The following is a 23,188-nucleotide window of genomic DNA, read 5'->3' as shown; positions in this document are numbered from 1 at the left end:
AAAAATCGATAGTTACCACATGGAAAGACATGATACAATAGCAGTATGGGCAATTAGGTTATAATTTAGTTACAGGCTAAATGAGAGGATGAAAACTATGAAATGTAAAATTACCCGCAATGCGGCTAAAAAAATTTTGCAAGAACTGAACAAGGAAGAGAACAAAGAGCTGAAACTGAGGGTCCTGGTTACTCACAAGCATGGAGACCACGCCCACTACGGCCTCGATTTGGACAAGCCCGGGGATAATGATGAAATCATCATGACCGATAAAGAGATTGAGGTGCTGCTGGACCGAAACGAGCCGTTGCTGGATGGAGTAAAGATCGATTATTTGTATCTTCCTCAGGAAGGTTTCGTTATTACCAACCCGTCCAAAGGCAACCACGGAGATCACTAGCGCTTTAGGAGGTAGAGCCAGGGATGGCCAGGAACGATATTCGAATATGCGAGAAATGCAGACACACGAAAGTGAAGACGCTTGTCCCCAAGCTGGAGAAGCTTGCACCCGGTACGGAAATTAAAATCGGCTGCAAATCGTACTGCGGCCCGTGTATCCGGAACGCTTTTATTTTTGTCAACGGTCGCTACGTGACCGCTCCGACGGAGGATGAAGCGGTGGAGAAAGCGAAGAAATACATCAGGACATAAATCGGGAGAGCCTTGCGCACCCATTGAAAACCGCCCGAATCCGAAAGAATATACTTACGGAGACGGACGGTTTTTATTTATATATAAGAAAGTATAAGTTTTCATCTATACCGGTTCTTATATTTCATCGGTAAACGCGCCCGTCCTAAGGACGGCGATAGCCGTTTATCCTTGATATTTGAGTTTTTCTATGAATTCCATGGCAGTTATATGGGGTTAAGTGAAGCCTTCTATCCTATTTTCCGGTGTTTGCCGCTGCAAACTTTACAATGACGGCCAATTTCTACTATAGTTAGAGAAACTAACTTTAAAGACAGGGTCAGGAGGGAATTCCCGTGCAACGAATTACACGACTTATGAAATCTTGGATGCCGTTTGTTTTGCTACTGGGTATTATGCTGTTTGTCAGAACGAATGTGGGACAGGCTGCCTACATACCTTCGGAATCCATGCTGCCTACCCTCAATGTGCACGATATTCTAATCATTGACAAGACGGTCAAACCGGACAAGTTACAATTTGGAGACATAGTTGTCTTCTACCCGCCGGAAGAAGCTCAGCTCGACAAAAAGCTCATTAAGCGCCTGATCGGCTTGCCGGGAGACACTATAGAAATAACGGAAGGAAAGCTTTATCGCAACGGGGTAAAGGTAGAAGAGAGCTACATTAAGGAATCGATGCAGTATTATTTCGGCCCGGTAACTGTTCCGGATGAGCATTATTTATTCCTGGGCGACAACCGGAATGAGAGTCTGGATTCTCATCTGTGGTCGAACCCGTTTGTGGAGAGCAAACGAATTATAGGCAGGGCGGTTTTTCGGATCTTTCCTTTCGACCAAATCGAATCGATTCCTTAGCCGGATTATTGTTGGGGCAGGCCGTGATAACTCCCCGGTGCAAAATTCAACCGGTGTGCTGACGGCGGATAGACGTATCTATGATCATTATCAGCCTATTTTTGGTAGAAAATAGATTCCTGTCTACCAAAAACTAGTTATAGGTCCAACCCTAAAACAGAGTCAACTCATAAGATAAACCAGTTCCATAGGGAGGTGTCTTCATTGAGTTGTCTCATAGTCCGCAAGAAAAAGTCCGTTAGACTATGTCCGTCGTCAAAGGGAGTTTCCGGCGTTAGTGAAAAAAAGGCTGAAAAATTGCGCGAGCTGCGCAAATTACGCGCGGAAATAGCCGCACTCCGCAGACTGCGGAGGCGGCGCGGCCTGCAAGGTCCTCCGGGCCCGCAAGGTCCGCAAGGTCCAATCGGTCCGCAAGGCCCCGCCGGTCCCCAGGGCCCGCAGGGAGTTCCGGGAACCCCTGGAGCACCCAGTACGAACGGTTTGTCGGCCTTTGCCCATTTCTTCAGAACTTCCACTCTTATTGATATTATCGGACCAGGGGCTGCGGTTCCATTCAACAATACAGGATCTGTCGGAGGAACGGCTATCACTCTCGCCACACCGACCGACATCGTTATCTCTGAACCGGGCAGCTATCGTGTCACCTTCATTGTGAACACCGCGGGAGTATCGTTGTTGGGATCGTTCTCTCTTGAACTGGATGGCGCTCCGGTTCCTTCTCCGGCCGCAGTATTTACTCTGGTTTCCGCAGGACTGCCTGTTTTGGGAGACGTCATTATCAATGTTCCGGCAGGAACCCACATACTTCAGCTTGTGAACACAGGCCTTCTGGGAGTATCCTTGGTAGCGCTGAGTGCGATCAGCGCAAACATCGTCATCGAAAAGCTGACTCCTTAATTCGGAATGAACTCCCACAAGGATTCAAGATTAAGAGAATAATGAAGATTGCTTCGATCATAACTCCACTACTAAGTAGTGGGGTTATTTCTCTTAATTGCAATATATGTTAGAAGGAAGAATTGGTGTCCGCGAAAGTGCGATTTCTTCGAAAATCCACTGCCGCTGAGCGGCCCGTTTAATAGATTCATTCGTCATATTTCCGCGCAACCCAACATATTTTTCATTGGAAGCTTAATTCGTTCCAGCATGAAGGAGGCGGAAGATAGGATGGAAGATATTCTGGCGGCGGATCGTTCAACGGATGTGCTGTTCGAACACCGTTTTTGGCTGCAGGTGTTGGGGGATCATGCGCGCTTCATCTATGATTCCCTTACGGTGGAGGAAGGGAAGGCTCTAGGTGCTGCAAAGTATTTTATCAAGACGTTCGATGAACTGCTTAAGCAAGCCCGATCCAACCTGAATGCGAATGACATCATGAAGCTTAACCAGACAGCTTATTGGAGAGCCTGCGAGCTCCGTGCTTTCAAGTTGAATTTGCTGGAAAGATTGTTGATGAATGATATCCGGTTTCACTTGCCTCCAACCTTCGTCAATCATATGGTTAATGAATTAGAGGAATACCTGCGGATTCTGCAGGCGATTATGACTACCGGGAAAGTCCCCGCTTTCCATCCGGTGCATCTTCATCTGCTTTGGCTTGTGGATGCGGTAGGGCATGCCGAATCGATTCAGAGCTCCCTGGATATGGTGGAAAAACGGTTGATTGCCAAAAGCGGCGCCTTCGCCCATCATTTCTCGGATCTCTACAGCAAAGCGGTAGAGATGGCCGGCTATTTGCGTACCAATTTGCGAAGATTCCCGGCATTAAGCCGATTTAACAAAGAAGTCGAACTGGAGATGACATTGTTCCGCGAGTTTCTTCAGGAATTGGAGAAGATGGACCTCAATGCGGAGCTCCTTGGAACGCTGCAGCCGCTAATGGCGGATCATATGGCGCGGGAGGAATGCTATTATCTGATTAAACTTGCCCAGGTTTCCGATACGAAGTCCCCTGCCTGCGACCCTACGAAACCGAGAGTAGAGTAATCGATAAAATAACCCCGCCCTTCTCCCATATGCTATACTTTTCCTTGAGAGAACAAGCTGTGCAGGACTGGCGGACAGTTCGATAGGAAAGGAATGGCTATGAAAGAAAAAATACTTATTGTGGACGATGAACATGAAATCGTCGATTTTATACGCGATGCGCTTCTGGATGACGGTTATGAGGTCGCGGCCGCTTATAGCGGAGAGCAGGTATTCGAGCAGCTTGCGGCCCGGCCGGATTTGATCATTCTGGATGTGATGATGCCCGGTATGAACGGATGGGAAGTATGTCATGCCATTCGTGGAAGAGTATCGTGCCCGATCCTGTTCCTGAGTGCCCGACATGGCGAGGAGGACCGGATTAGAGGCCTGATGGTCGGCGGGGACGATTATATGGTCAAGCCTTTCAGCATCAAGGAGATGAAAGCCCGCATCAAGGCTCACTTACGCCGTGAGCAAAGAAACCGTACAGACAGGAGCCGCCTCATTCTTCATGACGGCGAGCTGGCCCTCGATACCGAAAGCTATGAGCTGTATATTCGGGACCAGCGGATTTCACTGACCGTTCGTGAATTCGAAATCGTCCAATTCATGCTGATGCACCCCAATCAGGTGTTTTCCCGCGAGCAAATCTATGAAAAAATATGGGGGTTGAATGCGGAGGGAGATTCTTCGACCATTACCGAACATATTAAAAAAATCAGGGCGAAGCTGGCTGATGCCGATCCGGATAGAACTTACATCAGTACCGTATGGGGAATCGGCTATCGGTGGGGGAGAGGCTGATCATGAACAAATTTACGTTCCGCAGCCAATTCACCATTGCCTTGATCCTCACCCTGATATTGAGCATTATCTGTACCGTGGCGGTATGGGGGGGAAGTCTCAAATTTCTTATCCACATGATCAATGTTATGAGTTTGTCGAACAAAAATATCGAGAATTTCCCGGAGGTCGCCCGCGTCGGTTTTGTTATCTTGTTTGTACTAGGGAATATGGCGGCCCCCTTCGTATTTATCCTGCTATTCACCATTCTGTTTGCCCGAAGAATAGGTAAGCGGCTGGTCCCTCCGATCGTTCAGCTAATAAACGGAGCCGGCCGAATCCAGAGGAACGAGCTTGATTTCACCTTGTCCGTCATGGGGGGCTCCAAGGAATTAGTGCAGTTGACCGAAGCCTTCGAGGAAATGAGAAGCTCCCTTCATCAATCCCTGTCCGCCCAGTGGAAGATGGAGCAGGAACGCCGGGATATGGTGGCGGCTATTGCGCATGATTTGCGCACCCCCCTGACGATTATACAGGGACACGTGGACAATTTGCTGGAGAATAAAGCTAAGCAGGCTGAACGTCTGGACAGCTACCTGCTGACGATTCGCAAAAATACGGACCGGGCGGTTCGCTTGCTGGACGATATGGGCATCGTCTCGGAAATCGATCAGCCGGATTTTTCTTTGTCGGTTCGTCCGCTGGACGTGGTTGTTTTTTGCCGAGAAAAGGCGGAGGAATACCGGACCATTTGCTCTGCCAAATCATTGCATTTCCAAGCGGAAATACAAGTCGCGGACGGGTGCGACGGTTGGTTCAGAGCTGATGGGCTCCGATTGGAGCAAATGCTGGATAATGTCATCGGCAACAGCATTCGTCTAACTCCGGAAGGAGGGAAGATTGAATGGCGTGTGGAAATCCTCCCGGAATCCGTCGTTCTGGAGGTGAGCGATACCGGCCCGGGCTTCGCCGAGGCCGATCTGCTCCATATGTTCGAGAAGTTTTATCAAGGGGACGCATCCCGTTCCATTCACAAAGGTCATGCGGGGTTAGGATTATATATCGTGAAGACGCTGGCGGAGAAGCACGGAGGGAGTGTATCCGCCGGAAACCGCCCGGGAGAGGGAGCTTATGTGCAAATCCGGATCAGCGCGCAGACGTAATCCCTTTTTTTCGTAACGGTGAAATGGAGAGATAGGTAGCCATCCTCCAGACCCATTCCAGAGGGCCCATCCGGAATTTGCGAAGCCATAGAGCGCTCAGCACCATTTGCAAGAGAAATACGGCTATCGCCAGCAGCGATCCCGCCAATGGCCCTGCCTGCCCGTACAGTCCCAGGCCATAATGGTAAAAAATCAGCGTACAGAGGACGGATTGCAAAATATAATTCGTGAACGCCATACGGCCGACATTGGCCAGCGGTCTTAGCGCTCTTTGCCATGACGGCTTCTGTATAAGAAGCGCGAGTCCTGTAATATAGAACAGGCCGATGGACGGATTACCGATCAAATAGCGGATCACGTCCAGTCTATTGATCCATCCGCCGGCATTCGTTCCGACAGTCTGCTCCAGAACAATGGGGAGGAGTGTGGATACAAACCCGAAGCTTCCTGTCCAGATGCAGATTCGAATAAGGACAGACCGATTGCCCGATAGATTATGAAATAATTTCCTTTTGGCGATATAGGATCCCATCAGAAACAATCCGAGGATTTGCGGATAGAAAGCAATTTGATTCAATGCACTGGCATACCAATCCGACACTCTCTGCCGCTGAATTTCCCCAAAAGTGCCACCGCCATAAATCGCTTGATCCCTCTCAATCCATTGCAGGACAAGCTGTTTAAATTCCGGGCTTAGCCGGGGGGGGGCTCCGGCGTTCCCTCCGCTAAACAGCATCAGCGCGGGAATCAGCATTAGGAAGCTGACAGACCAGACCAGCAAGGTTTTAGGCTTGCATTTGTGGAACAGCAGCAGAATGAATCCCAACAAGGCGTAATGAACGAGAATATCTCCGAACCAGATAAACCATCCGTGAATAAGTCCGAAGATCAATAACGCCAGCAGTCTCCGCAAATATAACGGGACAAATCTTCTGCCCTTCTCCAAGGCACGGTCTTTAAAAAGAATCATGCCGTATCCGAACAAGAAGGAGAAGATGGCGATGAATTTACCGTCAACCATTATACTAAGGATCGACTTGGCCGCCTGGTTCCAGAAGTCCGGCCAGAGGTTGATCTGGAATTGAATCGCCTGCAGGGAGCTGCTGTAGAACGTCATATTGACCAGCAGGATGCCGAGTATAGCCAATCCTCGGGCGATATCCAGCAGTTGGATTCGTTCGTTGGCTGCAACGGGTTGCATAGAAATCATCCTTCCATATTAATGATTTGCATGCCGGAGAGGGCTCCGGCCGCAAATTCATTGTAAGGACCATTTCTAAAGAATCTATAAAGAAAAGCTTCAATCAGACTTCTTTATAGCGAAAATAGGTCAGGCCGGACAGGAAAAAGAGAACGAACCCGCCGACGATGACGAAGAGCAGCGTTTCCAGCGATACATTGAACGCCCCATACTTGTCCGGGGAGACCGACAGCATCGATAAGACCGGCTGGGCCCACGGATAGTACGGTCCATAGGTTGAGGAATTCACGATAAGCATATTCGGAATCGTGAAAATCACATTGATCGCCAGCGGAGCCGCAAAGCTTGCCCAGGCAGTCGATACGAACATTTGCAAGGCGGCCAGAGGCAGTGTAGCCACCCATCCTGCAAAAATGCCGGGACCTATCAACTCCCAAGGAAAAGCCTCTCCAATCCCGCGCGCATACCCGGCGGCCAGCAGCACGAGAAGATATAAGAGCTGCGTAAGAGCCGGCAGCAGGATCACCACGAAGAATTTGGCCGTATATAGCGTGCCTCGGGACAAGGGAAGGGTGAGAAGCTGCTTCCAGCCGCCGGCAGCGTGCTCGTAACGGCATACGAAGGCGGCAAAGACACCCGTCAATAATGGAAGAAACATAAAAGCATGCAGACTGGCTGTCATCGTAAACAAGTACAGCCAAGGAGGCAGCGTTTCATCTAAAGGAAGTAACAATCCGGTGAAAGTCGATATGGCGGGACTGATAAAAATAAGCAGCCATATGTTCGATTTGCGCATTTTCAGCCATTCCGAGCTAAGCACCTTCAGAAAGGTCCTCATCATTAATTCACATCCCGTCTAGCAAAATGGATTGAACCGAGAAGAAAGATCATCAAGCCGACAGCCAGGCCTGTAATTACCGAATATTCGGGAATATTTGCTTTGTTTTCCAACAGAGGCAGCTTCCACATAAACCAGTCCGGAAAGGAAAAAGCCCATGGGGACAGAATTGCACCCGCTATGCCGAACGTTAACGGAAAGGCTTGATTTTTCATGATTACCGACAACCAAAGCTGCAGAGCCAATATCGGAAAGGCGGCAATAAACGGGTAGAAGCTGATCTTGGCTACATCCAGAATGGGGATATCCATTCCGAATTTCAAAAGCAGGCCGAGCCCGATTGTCCCTATGGCGAGAAGTACGCAGGAAACGAACAGCAGAGCGATACACAGCGTAAATTTGGCGCTAAACACCGAGAACCGTGAAATCGGCAGTGCCAGAAGCTGTTTCCATGAACTCATCTGATGCTCAATGTTGGCAATCATCGAGGCCAAAATCGTCATTCCCAGCAGCAAAGTAACGGGGAGCAGATGTTGTATGTCGGTAAGAAATCCTCCCCAAAGATCGGACGCATGAATTTTGGTCAAGTAATCATAACGCAGGCCGTAATTAGCGGCTTGCAGGGCTATGACCCCGAACGGGCCGAGGAAAATCAGAAACCAGATCGCTTTTCTGCGGATTTTGAGAAAATCGGCCGCCAAGACCCGTCTCATCATAAGCTGTTCCCCTCCCCGACCATTTCGAGGAAAATGTCTTCGAGAGATCGTTTCTGTTCCTCTACCCGGTATATCGAATGACGGGCAAGCACCAGCAGTTCGACAACCTCGGCCACTTTGCTCTCCGGTATACTGTCAAGCAGCAGCGCTCCTTCCTGCAATTCGACATGACACCCCGTCGAGGCTATAATCCGCCGTCCGTGCTCCGGATCGGATAGGACTATGCGGATCTTGCTTTTGGTCCGTTTCCGAAGATTGTCGATGCTATCCTCGAACAGCATGGAACCGTTGCGGATAATACCGACCCGGTTAGCCATTTGCTCTACTTCGCTCAACAGGTGACTGGACACGAGAACGGTAATCCCGTGTTCTCCCGGCATTTTTTTAATGAGCTCACGGACTTCGAGTATGCCTGCGGGGTCCAGGCCGTTGGTCGGCTCGTCCAGAATAAGAAGCTCCGGGTTACCGAGCAGTGCCGCAGCGATGCCAAGCCGCTGCTTCATCCCTAACGAGAATCCTTTGACCGGACGTTTGGCTTCCTGTTGAAGCCGGACAATGGACAGCACTTCGTCGATCCGTGTCTTCGGTACATCCAGGATCCGGCGTAAGGCCTCCAAATTTTCGTAGGCGGACAAATGCCCGTAGTAAGACGGATATTCGACTAAAGAACCGATTTTACGAAGAATGGACAGCTTTTCCTTGCGCAAGTCCTTGCCGAATATTCTGATGGACCCGTGAGAGGGCTTGATTAATCCAAGCAGCATGCGGATGGTAGTCGTTTTGCCCGCTCCGTTCGGACCGAGGAAGCCGTAGATGTCGCCTTTGTTGATTTTTAGGCTGACCTGGTCTACGGCTTTTTTCGACGGGTAGTGCTTGGACAGGTTATAAGTTTGGATAACGAAATCACTCATTGTGCTCACCTCGACCTTAATCTTAACGGCCGAAGGTTAAAGTCAGGGGGGTCTGTTGTTTAAATTTCGTTTAAAAAAATGAGGTGAACTAACGAAAAGACAAAGGGGGGGGAGCCGAAGCGGCTCCGGGAAAAGCGGATATGGAGCGAAGGGTTATATATTCCGTTTGGGATACAGGGAAATAACGGTACCCTCCGATGAACTGGAGACGTCCCAATTCAAGTTCATTTCCTTGACCATGATCGAGACGATCGTCAGGCCGATTCCGGCGCCTTTGTGCCCGGATGCCGCCCTCATTCCGGGGCCTCTATCTGCAATGACGATAGCTGTAGCCCCGTTCCTTACTTCTGCGCGTATACCGACATATTGCCCTATTCCGGCATGTCGGACAACGTTCTGGAGCAGATTATCCAGAATGCGGATGAACCACTGAGGATCGACCATCCATATCGCGGCCTTGTCCGGCAGATCGACTTCCACCTGGATCTGCTCCTTCTCAAAGACCGGATACCAGGATGCTATGGAAGTGCGGGTCAGGCGGATTACGTCGCTTTCTTCCATTTGCAGCGGGTACTTCCCGGCGGACAGGAGGGTGTAGGACATTAGATTTTCAATCAACTGCGCCAAATATTCAGTTTTCTCTTCAATGAGAGCAAGCGATTGTCTGCCGGATTCCGTCAACGTCTCCTTGTGCAAGGAATAGGCATGCCCCCGGATCGTCGTCAGCGGGGTTCGGATGTCATGCGATAAGTTGGCGATGAGCTGCTTGCGCAGTTCTTCTTCCTCCTGTTCCCGCTGCCGGCCGCTCGTTAGTTGTCCGATCATATGATTAAACGAATGCTCCAGTTGGCTGATTTCATCCTTCTTGTCCACTTCAACGGGCCGGGGTATGCCGGCATCGTCAGGGAGGGTCATCGCTTCCTGAAGCCGGATTAGCCGTCTGCGGATTTTGTAGAAGAACAGCCAGGATGCAAACAGGAAGAAGACGAAGATGGAGCATACAATCGCGTACAGAATACGGTTGTCCAGCGTGGCCAGCCATTCTGTTCGCATCAATGAACGCGGAATCTGAATGACCATGAAACCTTGATTCGAGTCCCGGCCGAGCAGTGCGACAACGGTGAACGGATCGGCTTCAATCCCTCTGTTGTCCTTCATGAACCGTATAATCTCCCCCGGCATCCATCGTTTCGGAAGGCCTTCCTGTTCGGGAAGCATCAGCTTCGTCTCGCCCGCGGCATCGACCCAGAACATAGAGGCGAGAGGATATTGCTCCTTCAGTTCTTGCAGCCGCTGACCGATAGCCGCCTCCGACTGCCCGTCAAGCTGTGCGGCTTCGCTATGCCACATTTGCTCGATGGTTTGTCCATTTCCATAAATATTGTCGCGAGAGGACGGTTGGGTAAATAGTTGCGGCGAGTAGTAAAGAAGGCCGGCGAGCGGGACGAGAACCGGCCACATGCACAAGGCGATCAGCACGATCAGCAAATACCGGGCTAACAGAGAATGACGGAATTTCATGATCTTACCCGGTATCCGATGCCCCGAATCGTCTCAATGATTTCCGGGTTGCCGGGATCCCGCTCGATTTTTTCGCGCAGATAGCGAATGTGCACCATTAATGTTTTATCCCCTTCCAGATAGGGCTCCCCCCATACCGCCTCATATATTTGCTCTTTGGTCAGAACTTGATTAGGGTGACGCAGTAAATAGGTGAAGATTTGAAATTGTTTGCCGGTTAGTACGATGTCTCCCCCGGTCCGCGTATCCAGAAACCGGTTTTCTTCCGGATAGATATGGAGATGGCCGAGCTGGAGGAAGGAGGGGGTCATTTTGCCATAACGCCTAAGCAGCACTTCTATTCTAGCGGCCAGCTCATCGGGATGGAACGGCTTGGTTACATAGTCGTCCGCGAACTGCAACCCCTGCAGCTTATCCTCGATCGAGGACCGCGCTGAAATCATCAGGACAGGCGTATCGGGATACTCCTTCTTCAATCTTTGGCCGATGGAGAAGCCATCGAGCCCGGGAAGCATGACATCCAGCAGGACGAGGTCCGTATCCGGCATGTGATTCGCCGCTTGTTCTCCGGAAGTCAGCCAGATCACCCGGAAGCCGCGATCTGTCAAATCATCGCTAACCCACCTGCCGATTTCCTGGTCATCTTCGAGATATAAAACCTGTTTGCTCATCTTCTATCAGGCCCTTTCCATGCATCTGTTAAAATTATAGCATGTTCCGATAACCGGAGCAGCGTAAGCGCCTTGGAGCCGATCCTCCCAGTTCAATTAAATAATAAGCTCCGCCAGCGAACGTGCAAACAAAAAATCCCCGCCTTCCTTAAAGAGGAAAGCGGGGAAAGCTTGAATCTTATTTCTCGGATTGCTTCTGGAGTGCCGCCTTTAACGCATCTCCAAGACTGTTCGACAGGCCTTCGTTATCACTATACTGCTGAATCAGCTTTCGGTTCATTCTGGCGGCCGCCTTGCCTCCGCCGCTATCGCTTAATGATTCTACAATATTGCACGGACGGCATTGGACGTATTTGCCGGCTTTCCCTTCGTGAATCTCCATCTTCTTGTGGCATTGGGGACATCTTTTGTTAACCAGCTTCGGTTCTGCCGCCCGGCGAAATCCGCATTCCCGATTCGGGCAGACGAGCATTTTGCCGCGCTTGGTCTTTCTTTCCTCCATATTTTGTCCGCATTCCGGGCATTTCTTATGGGTTAAATTATGCGGTCTATATTCGATCGTGCTTTGCTTAACCTCACTCACCATCCGAATGGTCTGCTTCCGGATATTTTCCAGGAACCGCTCCATCTGTCCCTGCCCTTTGGCAATTCGCTCCAGCTCGATCTCCCATTGGGCGGTCAATTCGGGAGAACGAAGCTCCTCGGATGCGAGCTCGATCAACTGCCAGCCTTTGCCCGTCGGAACCAGACTGTTACCTTGGCGCTCAATCGTATCGGTGTTGAGCAGCTTCTCAATAATATCCGCACGGGTGGCCGGCGTACCCAGGTTATGCTTCTCCATCTGGGTGAGCAGGGTCGCTTCCGTATAACGGGCCGGAGGCTTGGTGAAGCGTCCGGTTTCCTGGCAGCGCTTGACCGTAAGCTTGCCCTGCGGCTTCAATTCAGGCAGAAGCTGGGAAGAGGGTTCATCGGAAGACGCATCGTTATCGCCATCCTCTTCATTAAAATCGCTTGCCCCGTACACTTCCTTCCATCCGGTCTCCTTCATTTGCTTACCCGTTGCCCAGAACGTCTCTTTCTCCACCTCGATTTGCACCGTTGTCTGGTCGTAGCGGCACGGAGGGTAGAACAGCGCCAGAAACCGGCGGACGATCAAATCATACAGCTTCCGTTCTTCGTTAGACAGAAGGTTGAGCTGTAGGGGCTGCTCGGTCGGAATGATGGCGTGATGGTCGCTTACCTTGCTGTCATCGACAATCCGCTTCGTCACGAGAGGCTTCTGCAGCAGGGGCCGGGCCAACGGCGCATATGGGCCTACGGCAACGCTTTGGACTCGGCCTTTCAAGGTAGAGACCATATCCGCAGTGAGGTACCGTGAATCCGTCCGCGGGTAAGTGACTAGCTTATGCTGCTCATACAGGCGCTGCAGGACGCTAGAGGTCTGCTTGGCGGAGAAGCCGTATCGTTTGTTGGCGTCCCGCTGCAATTCCGTCAAATCGTAGGCCAAGGGCTGCGGAATCGTTTTTTCCGTCTTCTTAATCTGAATGATTTGTCCGGTGCGGCCCTGAACCTTGTTGCGGATCGCTTCGGCCTGCGACCGGTCGAAAATTCTCGGCTCTCCCGAACCGGGCTTGCGCCATATGCCCTGGAAGCTTCCAAAATCGGCTTGCACAGTCCAATACTCAACCGGCTGGAACTTGCGAATTTCGTTCTCGCGCTGAATAATGGTGGCCAGTGTCGGAGTTTGCACCCTTCCCGCAGCCAACTGGGCATTATATTTGCTGGTAAGCGCCCGGGTAATATTCAGGCCGATCAGCCAATCGGCTTCGGACCGGCACACAGCTGATTGATATAGTCGGTTGTATTGTGATCCCGGTTTCAACTGGGCGAAGCCTTCCTTGATGGCGCGGTCGGTCTGCGAGGAAATCCACAGCCGTTTAAACGGCTTTTTCCAGCGGATCAATTCCATAATCCAGCGGGCAACGAGCTCTCCTTCTCTTCCGGCGTCGGTAGCGATGACCAGCTCCTTCAGGTCGTTCCTCCGGCTGAGCCTTTCGATAGCTTTGAACTGGTGAGAGGTTTCGCGGATGACCTTCAATTTCATTTTGGATGGAATGATCGGCAGGTCCTCGAGTTTCCAGGTGGAGAACTTCGAATCATAATCCTCCGGCTCCGCTAAGGTGACGAGATGTCCCAAAGCCCAGGTAACAACGTAGTCCGCACCTTCATAATGGGACTTGTGCTTCTGGCGGGCACCGAGCACGCGGGCTATTTCTTTGGCAACGCTTGGCTTTTCGGCAAGTACTAACGTTTTCATCATGGCTCTCCTTAAACGCTTATGTTTCGGCATTTCAGCCTTAACTCTGTCAGCCCATTGTAACAAAAGGAGCGGACTTTGGACAAGGAGGCGTTTCTTCGCTTCGTTCTTTCCGATTTCAGAGACTCAGAGATGGGGAGGCCGGATTTGTGCGCAAATGTCATAGCTAACTCGCTCGCTGAATTGCTTCTTCTGTGCCCATTGGACTATTATCCCTTCGGCTCAGAAAATTCCACGCTAAAGGACCTGATACATTTACGAGAAAATGAAAGGATTGAGCGTTCTCAGAGAACGATTTCTGACTCAAGGGGATAATCAATCGAAGGGCCGGGAAAAGAACATCCGGTTAGACAAACCCGGAGAAGGATAAGGAGAAAGGGGCATGGACATAAAAACGGCATGACCGCTAAGTAACCCGATCATGCCGTAGTTTGACACTCGACTCGGACGTTTAACTTGAAAAACCGTCTATTTCGTTTTCTTCTGGTGCCGTACTCGCCGAATGGCGTATCTAACTGGATTTCATGCAGTTAGTTTGCTCCTCTTGGAGCGAAAGACGGTAACTAAGTGGAAAAACTACAGCTAGTTTGTGCAAAAAAGGCGATTTCAGCAAAAACCTTCAATATTAACTGTAGTTTTTCCATTTACTTCAATCCTTTTCTCCCATTCGCTTGAATTTACCTACATAAATTACAGTTAAATCGCCCAAGACCAATTAGAAAGCAATGGTTTTCTATTTGTGCGGCATATACATTCTTACCTTTAAATCGATTTTCGCTCTGCGAGAGTAAAGGCTCCGTTAGGTTTTTTTAACACAATAGAATTATAAGTTTCTGTATCCTGAATAGCTTCAAATTCTAAGGCGATAAAAACCTCGTTAAAACGCGGTCGTTCACCCACGAAATACTCCAACAGCAGTTTTTCATTGCTGCAGATCGTTCTGCTCCGATGCTGCCTCCTTAGGTTTGCGGGGAGGAAGGGGACCGAAATATTGAAATAAAGTACATTCGATCCGCCCGTTAAACAGCTTGCGGCGTTTGGTCGGGGGCTGCGCCCAGTAATGCTCAAGCTGCTTGGTCGGACTGAGCACGAATGCCGACCAGGTAGGCAACTCATGAAAGACGGAGCCCAACTGTCGAAGTGCTTTTTCCGCTGCGGAGCGATCTCCCAATCTCTCGCCGTATGGAGGATTGGTGATAATGCAGCCGTAATCGCCGTTCGGCCGGATTTTGGCTACGGGAGTGACTTCAAAGCGGAGTTCCTTGCCTACACCTGCGCTTTTGGCCGCGGCTTTAGCCACTTCGATGGCGCTGGGATCGATGTCGGAGCCGGTAATTTGCAGCTCTATGTCATCGCGCACCAGGTCATAAGCTTCTTCCCGTGCCTGCTGCCATATTTGATCCGGCACTGCGGGCCAATGCTCGGATGGGAATGAACGCCGGATTCCCGGAGCGATATTCCAGCCCAACAGCGCCGCTTCGACCGGGATGGTGCCTGAGCCGCAGAACGGATCATACAGCGGCCTCTCCGGATTCCAACGGCTCAGGAGAAGCATGGCCGCGGCCAAGGTTTCCTTAAGCGGAGCTTCGGTGACCAGCTTCCGGTAACCCCGCTTATGCAGGCTGGGACCCGTCGTATCCAGGGTCAGCGTGGCAATGTCATTCAGAAGCGATACTTCAATAACATATCTTGCGCCGGTCTCTTCGAACCATTCCTTCCGGTAGCGCTGCTTCATTTTCTCAACGATTGCTTTCTTGACAATACCTTGGCAGGCCGGCACGCTGGACAGCTGCGATTTATGGGAGCGGCCCTCGACCGGAAATTCCCCGTTGGCCGGAATCCAGGATGGCCAGTCCAGCGCTTTCGTTCCTTCGAACAGTTCATCGAAAGTAGTCGCCCTAAATTCGCCCATTCGGATCAGAATGCGGTCGGCCGTCCGCAGCCATAGGTTGGTTCGGCATATGGCCAGCTCATCTCCTTTGAAGATGATCCTGCCGTTCTCCACCATCATATCTTCATACCCGAGCTCCTTGAGCTCACGGGCAACTATAGATTCCAGGCCCATAGGACAAGTTGCGATTAATTCGATCTCATTCACCCCATTTGTACAATCCTGTTTGCCGTATTGTTCTTCCCTATAAAAAACCATACAATACTTAAGTATAGGATAATCTGCCCTGCGTGACAAACACTTCGAGGGACAAGGAGGATGACAGAATATGAGTGCTTTGGATGAAGAAAAATATGCGGAGTCTCTGCTTGGGCCGGACCCGGATCTGGAAAGGGTGCTCGAGAGAATTCGCAAGAAGGATATGCCGGAAGTCTCCATTGCACCGGGGTATGGCAAGCTGCTTACGATACTGGTGAGAATAAGCGGAGCCCAACAAATTCTTGAAATCGGAGCATTGGGAGGATACAGCGGAATATGTCTGGCGCGCGGTTTGGGAGATGGTGGGCAGCTGGTTTCTCTGGAGCTGAAGCCCGAGTATGCGGAATTGGCCCGGTATCATATGGAGGAAGCCGGTTTAGGGGATAAGGTTGAATACCGCATAGGAGAGGCGCTGATTTCTCTGGAGGCACTCGCTGTGGAGGGGAGAACCTTCGACTTTTTCTTCATTGATGCGGACAAAGGAAATTACCCTGCCTATCTGGACTGGGCCATAAAATTGGCCAACCCGGGCGCGATCATCGTAGGAGACAACACTTTTATGCGGGGAAAAACGGTTAATCCCGAAAAACAAGGAAATTCGGTCGTCAAAATGAGACAATTTAACGAAAGAATAACCTCGGATGAACGGCTGGAAGGAGTGCTCTTGCCCGCTTATGACGGCTTGGCCATAGCCCGGGTCAAATAGAGGCTTGTGCAGACAATTTTAAAGTAGGAAGCCGCTTCATCTCTATCCGCATACTTAGGAAGCGGCTTTGTTTTACTGAGAATCGAGATCCGCCTCTCTTAATGATGAATCCCCTTACATCCCTGTACTGATTTTCTTTCTGTCTAAGGCTGCAGGGCCGGCTTGATCTTCTGGGCGTTCATTTCATGGAAGCTGCTTTCCTGGACGGATTGCGGCTGAATCAGGCCGATATAAAACAACAACAGCTCCGCACAAAGAAAGGTCACGAGCATTTTCTTTATGTTAATTTTCATCATGCGTTCCCCTCTCTAAACCCTGATTAACATTCCTACTTACATAGACCATTTTAAAATCGATTTCGTTTCATTTATTTTTTAAAAAAGTTGATAATCTTTACAAAATCCATCTTTTGTCACAAAATCGTCAAAATTTTCCTGTTTCAGTTAACTAGACGATCGCATTGGGCAAAAAAATACCCCTCCGAAGGAAACAGCCTCGGTGGGGTGATGATTTACAAATGCAGGATAATGGTCAGCCTGCGTCCTTATCGGCGGAGGCCGTTTTACGGAAGAGGGTTTTCTTGACCCAAAGCACATTTAGCAGCAGAAGTACGGCAGAGACGATAAACAGTCCGCGAATAGTGATCGTGGCCGTCAGAATTCCGCCGGTAATCGGCCCGATCAGATTGCCCAGACTTAACGTGCTTGTGTTGAAGCTGTAAGCGCGGCTTTCCATGCCGTCAGGAGTATATTGGCGGATAATGGCGTTAACGGAAGGAAGCAATCCGCCCATGAAAATTCCGAGGAAAAACCGCGAAATCAGAAGCTGCCATACATTCGTTACCAGAGCCTGCGGAATACAGGCGATCGCAGAGCCGATAAGACAGACTCCCAATATTTTCTCGGAGCCCAACCGGTCTCCCCAACGTCCAAGAATAGGGGAGGAGATCATGTTGGAAAATCCATTGACCGAGCCAACCAATCCGGCCATAAATGCCAGCATTTCGGGTCGTCCGTACAATTCCTGAACATACAAAGGCATTTGGGGCATCGGCCCGAGCAGCGCGAACTGGATCAGGAAGGTTACACAGAAGAGCGCGGGAAGCTGGGGAATTTTCCCCAACTGTCTAAGTCCGGCGAATACGGATACCTTCGGCTGAACCTTGGCTTCTTCTTTGTTAAAGTCTTCTTTCACAAGAAATGCGGCCAGCAGGGAGGCGATAAAGAGCATCACCCCGGTCAGATAAAAAATCGGTCGATAACCCATCGTCGATGCCAACAATCCGCCGAGCAGGGGTCCAAGAATAGTACCCGCCATCCCGCCCGACTGAACCATTCCCATAGCGAACCCGATTCTTTCCTTCGGCGTGTTCGCCGAAACCAGAGAAATCGCCGCAGGGACAAATCCCGAAATTGTTCCGTTCAGCATTCTCAGCAGCAGCAGATGCCAGGCGTCCTGCGCAAAGCCCATCAGTACCATGACAATAGCCATTCCAAATCCGGAGCGGAGCAGCATCATTTTTCTACCATAACGGTCCGCCAAACCGCCCCAAATCGGCTGAAAAATAAAGGAGGTTACAAAATTCGCAGCAAAGATCATTCCCGCCCACAGTGAAAGGTGGCTCGGATCCGACATTCCCATCTCTTGCAGGTAAAGAGGCAAAAAAGGAATGATCATCGTCATTCCCCCCATAACGAAAAACTGTCCGAACCACAGGACAAGCAAGTTAATCCGCCATCGTTCCAAAGTAGCTCGCCTCTTTTCTGTCCATTCCTTCAGTAAAATATTATTATATCAAAAAGCAAAAAAGATACGAAGCGCTAACGTGCCGGGAATGAAGGAGGAATAAAGAGGGATTGCACACCTCGCGAGCTCTATTCCACAAAGAGGGGAGCTCATTCCGTCATTTGGCCTCAGAGAGTACGGAATGGGCAGGGAATTTTGGGGGAATAGTAAGCTCTGGACAAATATCCCTCGAAAAGGAGTGCATGGCCATGCCTTTTGGCGCACATGAAACGATGGAAGCTCATGAAATGTTGAATGAAAAGGTTAATCTCATTAATCATTTCTCGATGTATGCGGAGCAATGCGAAGATCAGCGGCTCCGGCAGATGCTCCAGGCACATCTGAACACGGCGATTCGTCACTACGATCAGTTAGTCGCATACACACATGATTACTCTGCCGCGCAGGGCGGACCCCAGGCTTATGGCATGCCCCCGTCTTCCCCGCAGCAGATCAAATACGGGCTGCATCAGCCCATTCCGCAAATTCCGCAAATGCATGGGCGTCTTAACGATAAGCAAATTTTATTTGCGATGCTGTCCTTTCATAAGCAGTCGGCCAAATCACATATGGCGGCATCTCTGGAATGTGCGGATCCTAACCTGCGGCAAATGCTGATGGATGGGGCAGTGACCTGCTCGAATCAGGCTTATGAGGTCTTCTTGTTCATGAACGAGCAGGGACAATATCAAGTACCGACCATGAATGATCATACGGCCAAAACATTCCTCCACAGCTATAAGCCGATGGAAATGGGAGGGTATGCCGGCGATCCTGCGGGAAGCTCCATATCCGGCGCATACGGCTCGTATCCGGCTTCCAATCGGCCTGGCATGACGCATTCCTCTCCGTATGCCTCCTCAAGTCAGACAGGCACGACATATTCGGGCCCGGTCATGAGCGGATACGGAGCTAATCATGGCGGCGGAGCGGGCTCCTTAGCGATGACTTCCGCAGGCTCTCCGGCAAGGCTGTCCTCCGGCTCTGCATCGGGACAGGGTTACTCCTCCTTGGCATCCGGAACGTCTGGGGCGGGGACTTCGATGACATCGGGAGCCGCAAATTCGGGAGCGTCTACAGTGACGTCCGGCTCTTCTACGGGGGCCGGATCCTCTCCATCTTCCTCATCCGCGGCCGGGGCTTCTATGGCTGGAGGCGGAATGTCTTCGGCAGCGCAGCATAACGGTTCCGGGATGAGCTCCGTTTCTTCAGCAAGCTCCCCCGAAACGGAGGATTCCGCAGGACATCAGTTTTAGTTATCACGGTACGGTAAAATCATAATAAAAGCTCCCTCTTCGCCGATGCGATATGAGGGAGCTTTTGCTTTAGAACAGGAGGAGGGAAGGGGGAGGAGAAGCAAATTTGCCGGGTCACGACCGTTTTCTAGCCTGCCTTCTAATAAACCCTATGGATAACATCCTCGAAATCCGGCTCCTCCATATGTACATCGTCCACTTCTCCCCACTGGTTAAGAATCCGAAGGACCTCCATTGCGGTCGTTTCCTGTCTGTTGCATTGTATGGTAAGCGCCGATTCCTCACGCTCAAGGATCGTAAAGGGCAGATCGGCGGTGGAGCCCTCCTCGGCGAAGGATTGCCGATAGCTTACTTTAATGATTGTAGGAAGCCCGATTCGGTCCCGGAGCTCCTGAATGCTTCCGTTATAAGCGAGGGTTCCGTGATTGATCACGATAACCCGCTGGCAGAGCTGTTCAATATCGTCCATATCGTGGGTCGTCAGCAGAATCGTTTTGTTCAGCTCCCGATTAATTTTCGCCAGAAATTCCCTTATATTGCGTTTCGCAACTACATCGAGTCCGATGGTCGGCTCATCCAGGAACAAGATGTCCGGGTCATGAAGCATGGAGGCCGCCAGATCGGCCCGCATTCTTTGTCCAAGGGACAGCTTGCGGACGGGGGTGGAGATAAATTCATCCAACTGGAGGATCTCGCTTAACAGGGCAAGCCGGGCTTCCTTGATCCGATGATCCAGCTTATACATTGCCGCCAAAATTTCAAACGAGTCCTTCACCGGAAGATCCCACCACAACTGGGTCCGCTGTCCGAAGACGACTCCCAGGTGGCGGACGACTTCCCTGCGGTGCTTTTGCGGACTAAGGCCGAAAATCCGCACTTCCCCGGCGGAGGGATGAAGAATGCCCGTGAGCATTTTGATCGTCGTAGATTTCCCCGCCCCGTTCGGACCGATATATCCGACAAATTCCCCTCTGTTCACCCGAAAGCTAATATCCTTCACGGCGAACTTTTCGGTAGACTCCCGAGATAACAGACTGCGTATGCCTTGGAATCGTCCTTCTTTAACGACCGGAATTTTGAAGCTTTTACTGATTCGCTCAACCTCGATCATTGTTGAACTCCTTTCATGTCGGTTTTTGTACGGAGCAGCCCTGATTTAATTGCCGGTACTCTGATATTTGGACAGTCCCATTCGCCAGAAGCGGAGACCGAGCCATAGAGCGAATGCAGCCAGAGCAGTCGTCAGTACAAGCACCCACAGCCCGTATTGTCCCCGAAGAATATACAAGGAGGGGATATAGTTGACCAGCCCGACCGGCAGAATCGAGACCAGGAGGAGCTGCAGCCACTTCGGGTAGATCAGAAGCGGATAGCGGGCGGCCGTATGCGAGGCATCTTCCGTAATATTCTGTAAATCCCGGACACGGGTAATCCAGAAGCCCATAGTGGCCGAGACCAGACCGATCGTAAACAAGACAACCGCCCCGCTTAAAATGATAAGAACGGTCAGAGGGATGGACGCCACAGTTATTTGACCGGCGGCGAATAATCCTTGCATGGAGATAACCAGAATAATGATCCCCTGCAAAAATTCTCCCAGCAAGATCGTAAAGTTCTGGGTCATTAACGCGAGCAGAATGGGGATCGGGCGGATCAGCAGCTGATCCATCTCTCCGCTGACAAGATAACGCTCGATATGGTGCACATCGGAAGCCAGGCTCCGGTAAATGGACTTGGAGAGGATAAGGACGGAATACAAATATCCGACCTCATATAAGCTCCAGCCCTTGATATTTCCGAATTTGTCCAGCAGGATGGCGACCAGCAAAAATTCCACGACATTAATGAAAGCGGCCATCAGCGAGGAGAAGATAAAATTGAATTTGTACTGCATCCGGCTTCGAATGCTGGCCCGGATTAGTATCCCGTACAGCTTGAGCATGCTCATCCTCCCTGCACCTCCAATTTGCGCCGGACGATGGCGGTCGCACTAAGACAAATCGCGGTCAGCCCTGCGCACCAAAGAATCGATCCGAGCAGAACGATGCCATTATCGTATTCCAGATAGATGCGGGCAGGATAATACTGCAAATAAGGATAGAAGGAGTAACGGCTGATGGCTTTCAGCCAACCGGGAAGCCATTCGATCGGAATGAGGAAACCCGACAATAGAGTGGAGAGAGCATAATTCACCCAGGAGAACCAGCGGGATTCCGTTGTCCATAAGGCGCAAACTCCGATTAGATATTGGATGCAGATAGATATGTAGGCGGCGAATGCAACGGCCGCGGCGGTCAACAACCAGGTAACGAACCGGTCCGGTAACTGCATGGAAAGCAGGACGGTGTAAGCCAGGTAGACGGGGAATGCTTTGTAAACGAGATGATAGCCGATTTGTCCCCATTCCCGCGACATCATCATGTAGAAGAGATGGACGGGCCTCATCATGTCAATGGAAATCTGGCCGCTTCTTACACTTGCTTCCAACCCCAGTCCGTTGGTGACAAAAACGGTCAGAGACAGAATCGTTTGATTGAAGGCGATATAGCTGATCATACCGGAAATTCCGTATTCGCCCAGATTCTGATTCTCTCCTATCCCGACCCAGATCGAAACATAGATAAAGCCAAAGATGGCGCTGGCAAACGTATTCAGGGCATGAGAGCCGCGATATTGCAAATTGCGTGCATAGGCTTTGCGGGCCAATACGTGGAACAGCATGTGGACCTCCTGTTCATTGGTTTTGCTTTCTTGCTTGTCCCGGCTAATAGCCGTTGTTATCCCGGATGGGATGGGGACTGTGTAGATGCGAAAAGCCTGGCTTCCGAAGATGAAATAGAGGAAGAAGGGCGCAGCAAAAAAGAGCGCAAGCCAAAGCCGTTCCAGCGGAAAGCAAGAAAGGAGTTGCACTATTTGTTGTGAAAATATCAAGAGGAAATGAAGACTGGTTATTTAAAGCGGAAACTTGTTGTTGATGATTGAGTCTTACCAAGAGGCTTCTTGCATCTTCGGGGCGGAGCATGCCCTTATGCGATGCGCGGTATATATGCGTAGATAAAAAAAGTGAGAACGGCCATTATTATATCAAAAGAAGGGGGGGCTGACAATGTTTTTTTGGGGGAGATAATCATCCGCTTCATCGGACGGATTCCTGGAGGTAATTGTTAACCGATCAAGGTCAGACCGCATGACGGACATTCTTTATCCGTTATCTTAACCCTTGTCCTGCAGGCCGGGCAAAGCTCCATTTCTGCGGGAATTGTGTCCGAAGCCTTTTTGCTGCTTAAGGACTTCAGTTTTCCGTACAGGCGGCCGACCTCTATTCCGTCAATTTCCAGCACCTGAAGCTCCTCCGTATAAAACCAGTGAATGTTCCCAAGCTCATCGCAAACGGCGGCAGCGGGAATTTCCCCGGCTTCCTCATGCGGAAACAGGTTGCCTCCGAACAAGCTCGGCCGGGCCGCTTTATAAGCGCCAAACCCGGTCCCTAACAACAGATAACGCTCTCCGCTCGGTTTATGCAAAACGACAACAGCCATCTCATTCTCCTCCGATCCCATTAGTTCCTTATAAACCCGGATAATGACTATTACGTTAATATTTTTGATTTGTTTCGATCTGGACAGTGAAAAGTTCTTGTCGAAAAATTCATGGGAATAAAGGTTAAAGGTGCATACAGGAAAAGTAACCCAATC

At 50.5% G+C, this 23,188-nt stretch carries 23 protein-coding genes; 9 read left to right on the top strand and 14 right to left on the bottom strand.

Annotated features, from left to right (window positions below; translation table 11 throughout):
- The first annotated feature begins 97 nt into the window (after positions 1-97).
- The 7 genes from ACTHRH_RS14685 to ACTHRH_RS14655 all read left to right on the top strand — a co-directional run bounded on the left by ACTHRH_RS14685 (position 98) and on the right by ACTHRH_RS14655 (position 5,422).
- Positions 98-400, top strand: coding sequence for a HesB/IscA family protein (locus tag ACTHRH_RS14685; RefSeq protein WP_150959564.1), 303 nt, complete (start codon positions 98-100; stop codon positions 398-400).
- A gap of 23 nt (positions 401-423) precedes the next feature.
- Positions 424-651, top strand: coding sequence for a DUF1450 domain-containing protein (locus ACTHRH_RS14680; RefSeq protein WP_144932022.1), 228 nt, complete (start codon positions 424-426; stop codon positions 649-651).
- A gap of 335 nt (positions 652-986) precedes the next feature.
- Complete coding sequence (gene lepB / locus ACTHRH_RS14675; RefSeq protein WP_440416248.1) at positions 987-1,508, top strand: signal peptidase I; 522 nt, start codon at positions 987-989, stop codon at positions 1,506-1,508.
- Between the two features lie 204 nt (positions 1,509-1,712).
- Positions 1,713-2,405: a BclA C-terminal domain-containing protein gene (locus ACTHRH_RS14670; protein WP_440416246.1), complete on the top strand. Its 693-nt coding sequence runs from the start codon at positions 1,713-1,715 to the stop codon at positions 2,403-2,405.
- A 270-nt stretch (positions 2,406-2,675) separates the two neighbouring features.
- The gene (locus ACTHRH_RS14665; protein ID WP_150959568.1) at positions 2,676-3,494 is read left to right on the top strand and encodes a DUF2935 domain-containing protein; all 819 of its coding nucleotides are present in this window, start codon (positions 2,676-2,678) and stop codon (positions 3,492-3,494) included.
- Between the two features lie 99 nt (positions 3,495-3,593).
- Positions 3,594-4,280, top strand: a complete 687-nt coding sequence (locus ACTHRH_RS14660; protein ID WP_150959569.1) for a response regulator transcription factor — start codon at positions 3,594-3,596, stop codon at positions 4,278-4,280.
- Between the two features lie 2 nt (positions 4,281-4,282).
- Complete coding sequence (locus tag ACTHRH_RS14655; RefSeq protein ID WP_379288584.1) at positions 4,283-5,422, top strand: sensor histidine kinase; 1,140 nt, start codon at positions 4,283-4,285, stop codon at positions 5,420-5,422.
- Here the strand turns inward: ACTHRH_RS14655 and ACTHRH_RS14650 are convergent.
- From ACTHRH_RS14650 to ACTHRH_RS14615, 8 genes are all read right to left on the bottom strand, one after another.
- Positions 5,406-6,623 carry a DUF418 domain-containing protein gene (locus tag ACTHRH_RS14650; RefSeq protein WP_440416243.1) on the bottom strand — a complete coding sequence of 406 codons (1,218 nt, stop codon included), beginning with the start codon at positions 6,621-6,623 and terminating at the stop codon, positions 5,406-5,408. The genes ACTHRH_RS14655 and ACTHRH_RS14650 overlap by 17 nt on opposite strands.
- Positions 6,624-6,726: 103 nt before the next feature.
- Complete coding sequence (locus tag ACTHRH_RS14645; protein WP_440416339.1) at positions 6,727-7,461, bottom strand: ABC transporter permease; 735 nt, start codon at positions 7,459-7,461, stop codon at positions 6,727-6,729.
- A gap of 2 nt (positions 7,462-7,463) precedes the next feature.
- The gene (locus ACTHRH_RS14640; RefSeq protein ID WP_144932008.1) at positions 7,464-8,177 is read right to left on the bottom strand and encodes an ABC transporter permease; all 714 of its coding nucleotides are present in this window, start codon (positions 8,175-8,177) and stop codon (positions 7,464-7,466) included.
- Positions 8,174-9,088 carry an ABC transporter ATP-binding protein gene (locus ACTHRH_RS14635; RefSeq protein ID WP_144932006.1) on the bottom strand — a complete coding sequence of 305 codons (915 nt, stop codon included), beginning with the start codon at positions 9,086-9,088 and terminating at the stop codon, positions 8,174-8,176. Before ACTHRH_RS14635 ends, ACTHRH_RS14640 begins: the two co-directional genes overlap by 4 nt.
- A gap of 153 nt (positions 9,089-9,241) precedes the next feature.
- Positions 9,242-10,609, bottom strand: coding sequence for a HAMP domain-containing sensor histidine kinase (locus ACTHRH_RS14630; RefSeq protein ID WP_379288578.1), 1,368 nt, complete (start codon positions 10,607-10,609; stop codon positions 9,242-9,244).
- Positions 10,606-11,280: a response regulator transcription factor gene (locus tag ACTHRH_RS14625; RefSeq protein WP_440416240.1), complete on the bottom strand. Its 675-nt coding sequence runs from the start codon at positions 11,278-11,280 to the stop codon at positions 10,606-10,608. The genes ACTHRH_RS14630 and ACTHRH_RS14625 overlap by 4 nt, the downstream gene beginning before the upstream one ends.
- Positions 11,281-11,458: 178 nt before the next feature.
- Complete coding sequence (locus tag ACTHRH_RS14620) at positions 11,459-13,597, bottom strand: DNA topoisomerase III (RefSeq protein ID WP_440416238.1); 2,139 nt, start codon at positions 13,595-13,597, stop codon at positions 11,459-11,461.
- 922 nt (positions 13,598-14,519) lie between these two features.
- Positions 14,520-15,695 (bottom strand): THUMP domain-containing class I SAM-dependent RNA methyltransferase, encoded by a 1,176-nt coding sequence (locus tag ACTHRH_RS14615; RefSeq protein ID WP_150959575.1) that lies wholly within the window; start codon positions 15,693-15,695, stop codon positions 14,520-14,522.
- A gap of 121 nt (positions 15,696-15,816) precedes the next feature.
- Here ACTHRH_RS14615 and ACTHRH_RS14610 point away from each other — a divergent pair, with 121 nt between their 5' ends.
- Positions 15,817-16,452 carry an O-methyltransferase gene (locus tag ACTHRH_RS14610; protein WP_144931996.1) on the top strand — a complete coding sequence of 212 codons (636 nt, stop codon included), beginning with the start codon at positions 15,817-15,819 and terminating at the stop codon, positions 16,450-16,452.
- Between the two features lie 143 nt (positions 16,453-16,595).
- Here ACTHRH_RS14610 and ACTHRH_RS14605 read toward each other — a convergent pair whose 3' ends face one another.
- Together ACTHRH_RS14605 and ACTHRH_RS14600 are read right to left on the bottom strand one after the other, a co-directional pair.
- Complete coding sequence (locus tag ACTHRH_RS14605; RefSeq protein WP_186328131.1) at positions 16,596-16,745, bottom strand: hypothetical protein; 150 nt, start codon at positions 16,743-16,745, stop codon at positions 16,596-16,598.
- Positions 16,746-16,983: 238 nt separating this feature from the next.
- On the bottom strand, positions 16,984-18,198 hold the full coding sequence (locus ACTHRH_RS14600) for an MFS transporter (RefSeq protein WP_144931994.1): 1,215 nt from the start codon (positions 18,196-18,198) through the stop codon (positions 16,984-16,986).
- Positions 18,199-18,446: 248 nt separating this feature from the next.
- Here ACTHRH_RS14600 and ACTHRH_RS14595 point away from each other — a divergent pair, with 248 nt between their 5' ends.
- On the top strand, positions 18,447-19,493 hold the full coding sequence (locus ACTHRH_RS14595; RefSeq protein WP_440416235.1) for a spore coat protein: 1,047 nt from the start codon (positions 18,447-18,449) through the stop codon (positions 19,491-19,493).
- Between the two features lie 139 nt (positions 19,494-19,632).
- Here the strand turns inward: ACTHRH_RS14595 and ACTHRH_RS14590 are convergent, their stop codons facing one another.
- The 4 genes from ACTHRH_RS14590 to ACTHRH_RS14575 form a co-directional block, all read right to left on the bottom strand.
- Entirely contained in the window at positions 19,633-20,604 is a 972-nt protein-coding gene (locus ACTHRH_RS14590) for an ABC transporter ATP-binding protein (RefSeq protein WP_440416233.1), read from the bottom strand.
- Positions 20,605-20,649: 45 nt separating this feature from the next.
- Positions 20,650-21,441 (bottom strand): ABC transporter permease, encoded by a 792-nt coding sequence (locus tag ACTHRH_RS14585; RefSeq protein WP_440416231.1) that lies wholly within the window; start codon positions 21,439-21,441, stop codon positions 20,650-20,652.
- The gene (locus ACTHRH_RS14580) at positions 21,438-22,214 is read right to left on the bottom strand and encodes an ABC transporter permease (protein ID WP_144931986.1); all 777 of its coding nucleotides are present in this window, start codon (positions 22,212-22,214) and stop codon (positions 21,438-21,440) included. The genes ACTHRH_RS14585 and ACTHRH_RS14580 overlap by 4 nt, the downstream gene beginning before the upstream one ends.
- A gap of 443 nt (positions 22,215-22,657) precedes the next feature.
- Positions 22,658-23,188, bottom strand: a 531-nt coding sequence (locus ACTHRH_RS14575; RefSeq protein ID WP_440416229.1) for a hypothetical protein, incomplete at its 5' end; no start/stop codon positions are given.

This window comes from Paenibacillus sp. SAFN-117, assembly GCF_051966115.1.
Lineage (GTDB): Bacteria > Bacillota > Bacilli > Paenibacillales > NBRC-103111 > Paenibacillus_L > Paenibacillus_L residui.
The sequence above is the reverse complement of the archived record's forward strand: the minus strand, read 5'-3'. Positions and strand labels throughout refer to the sequence as shown.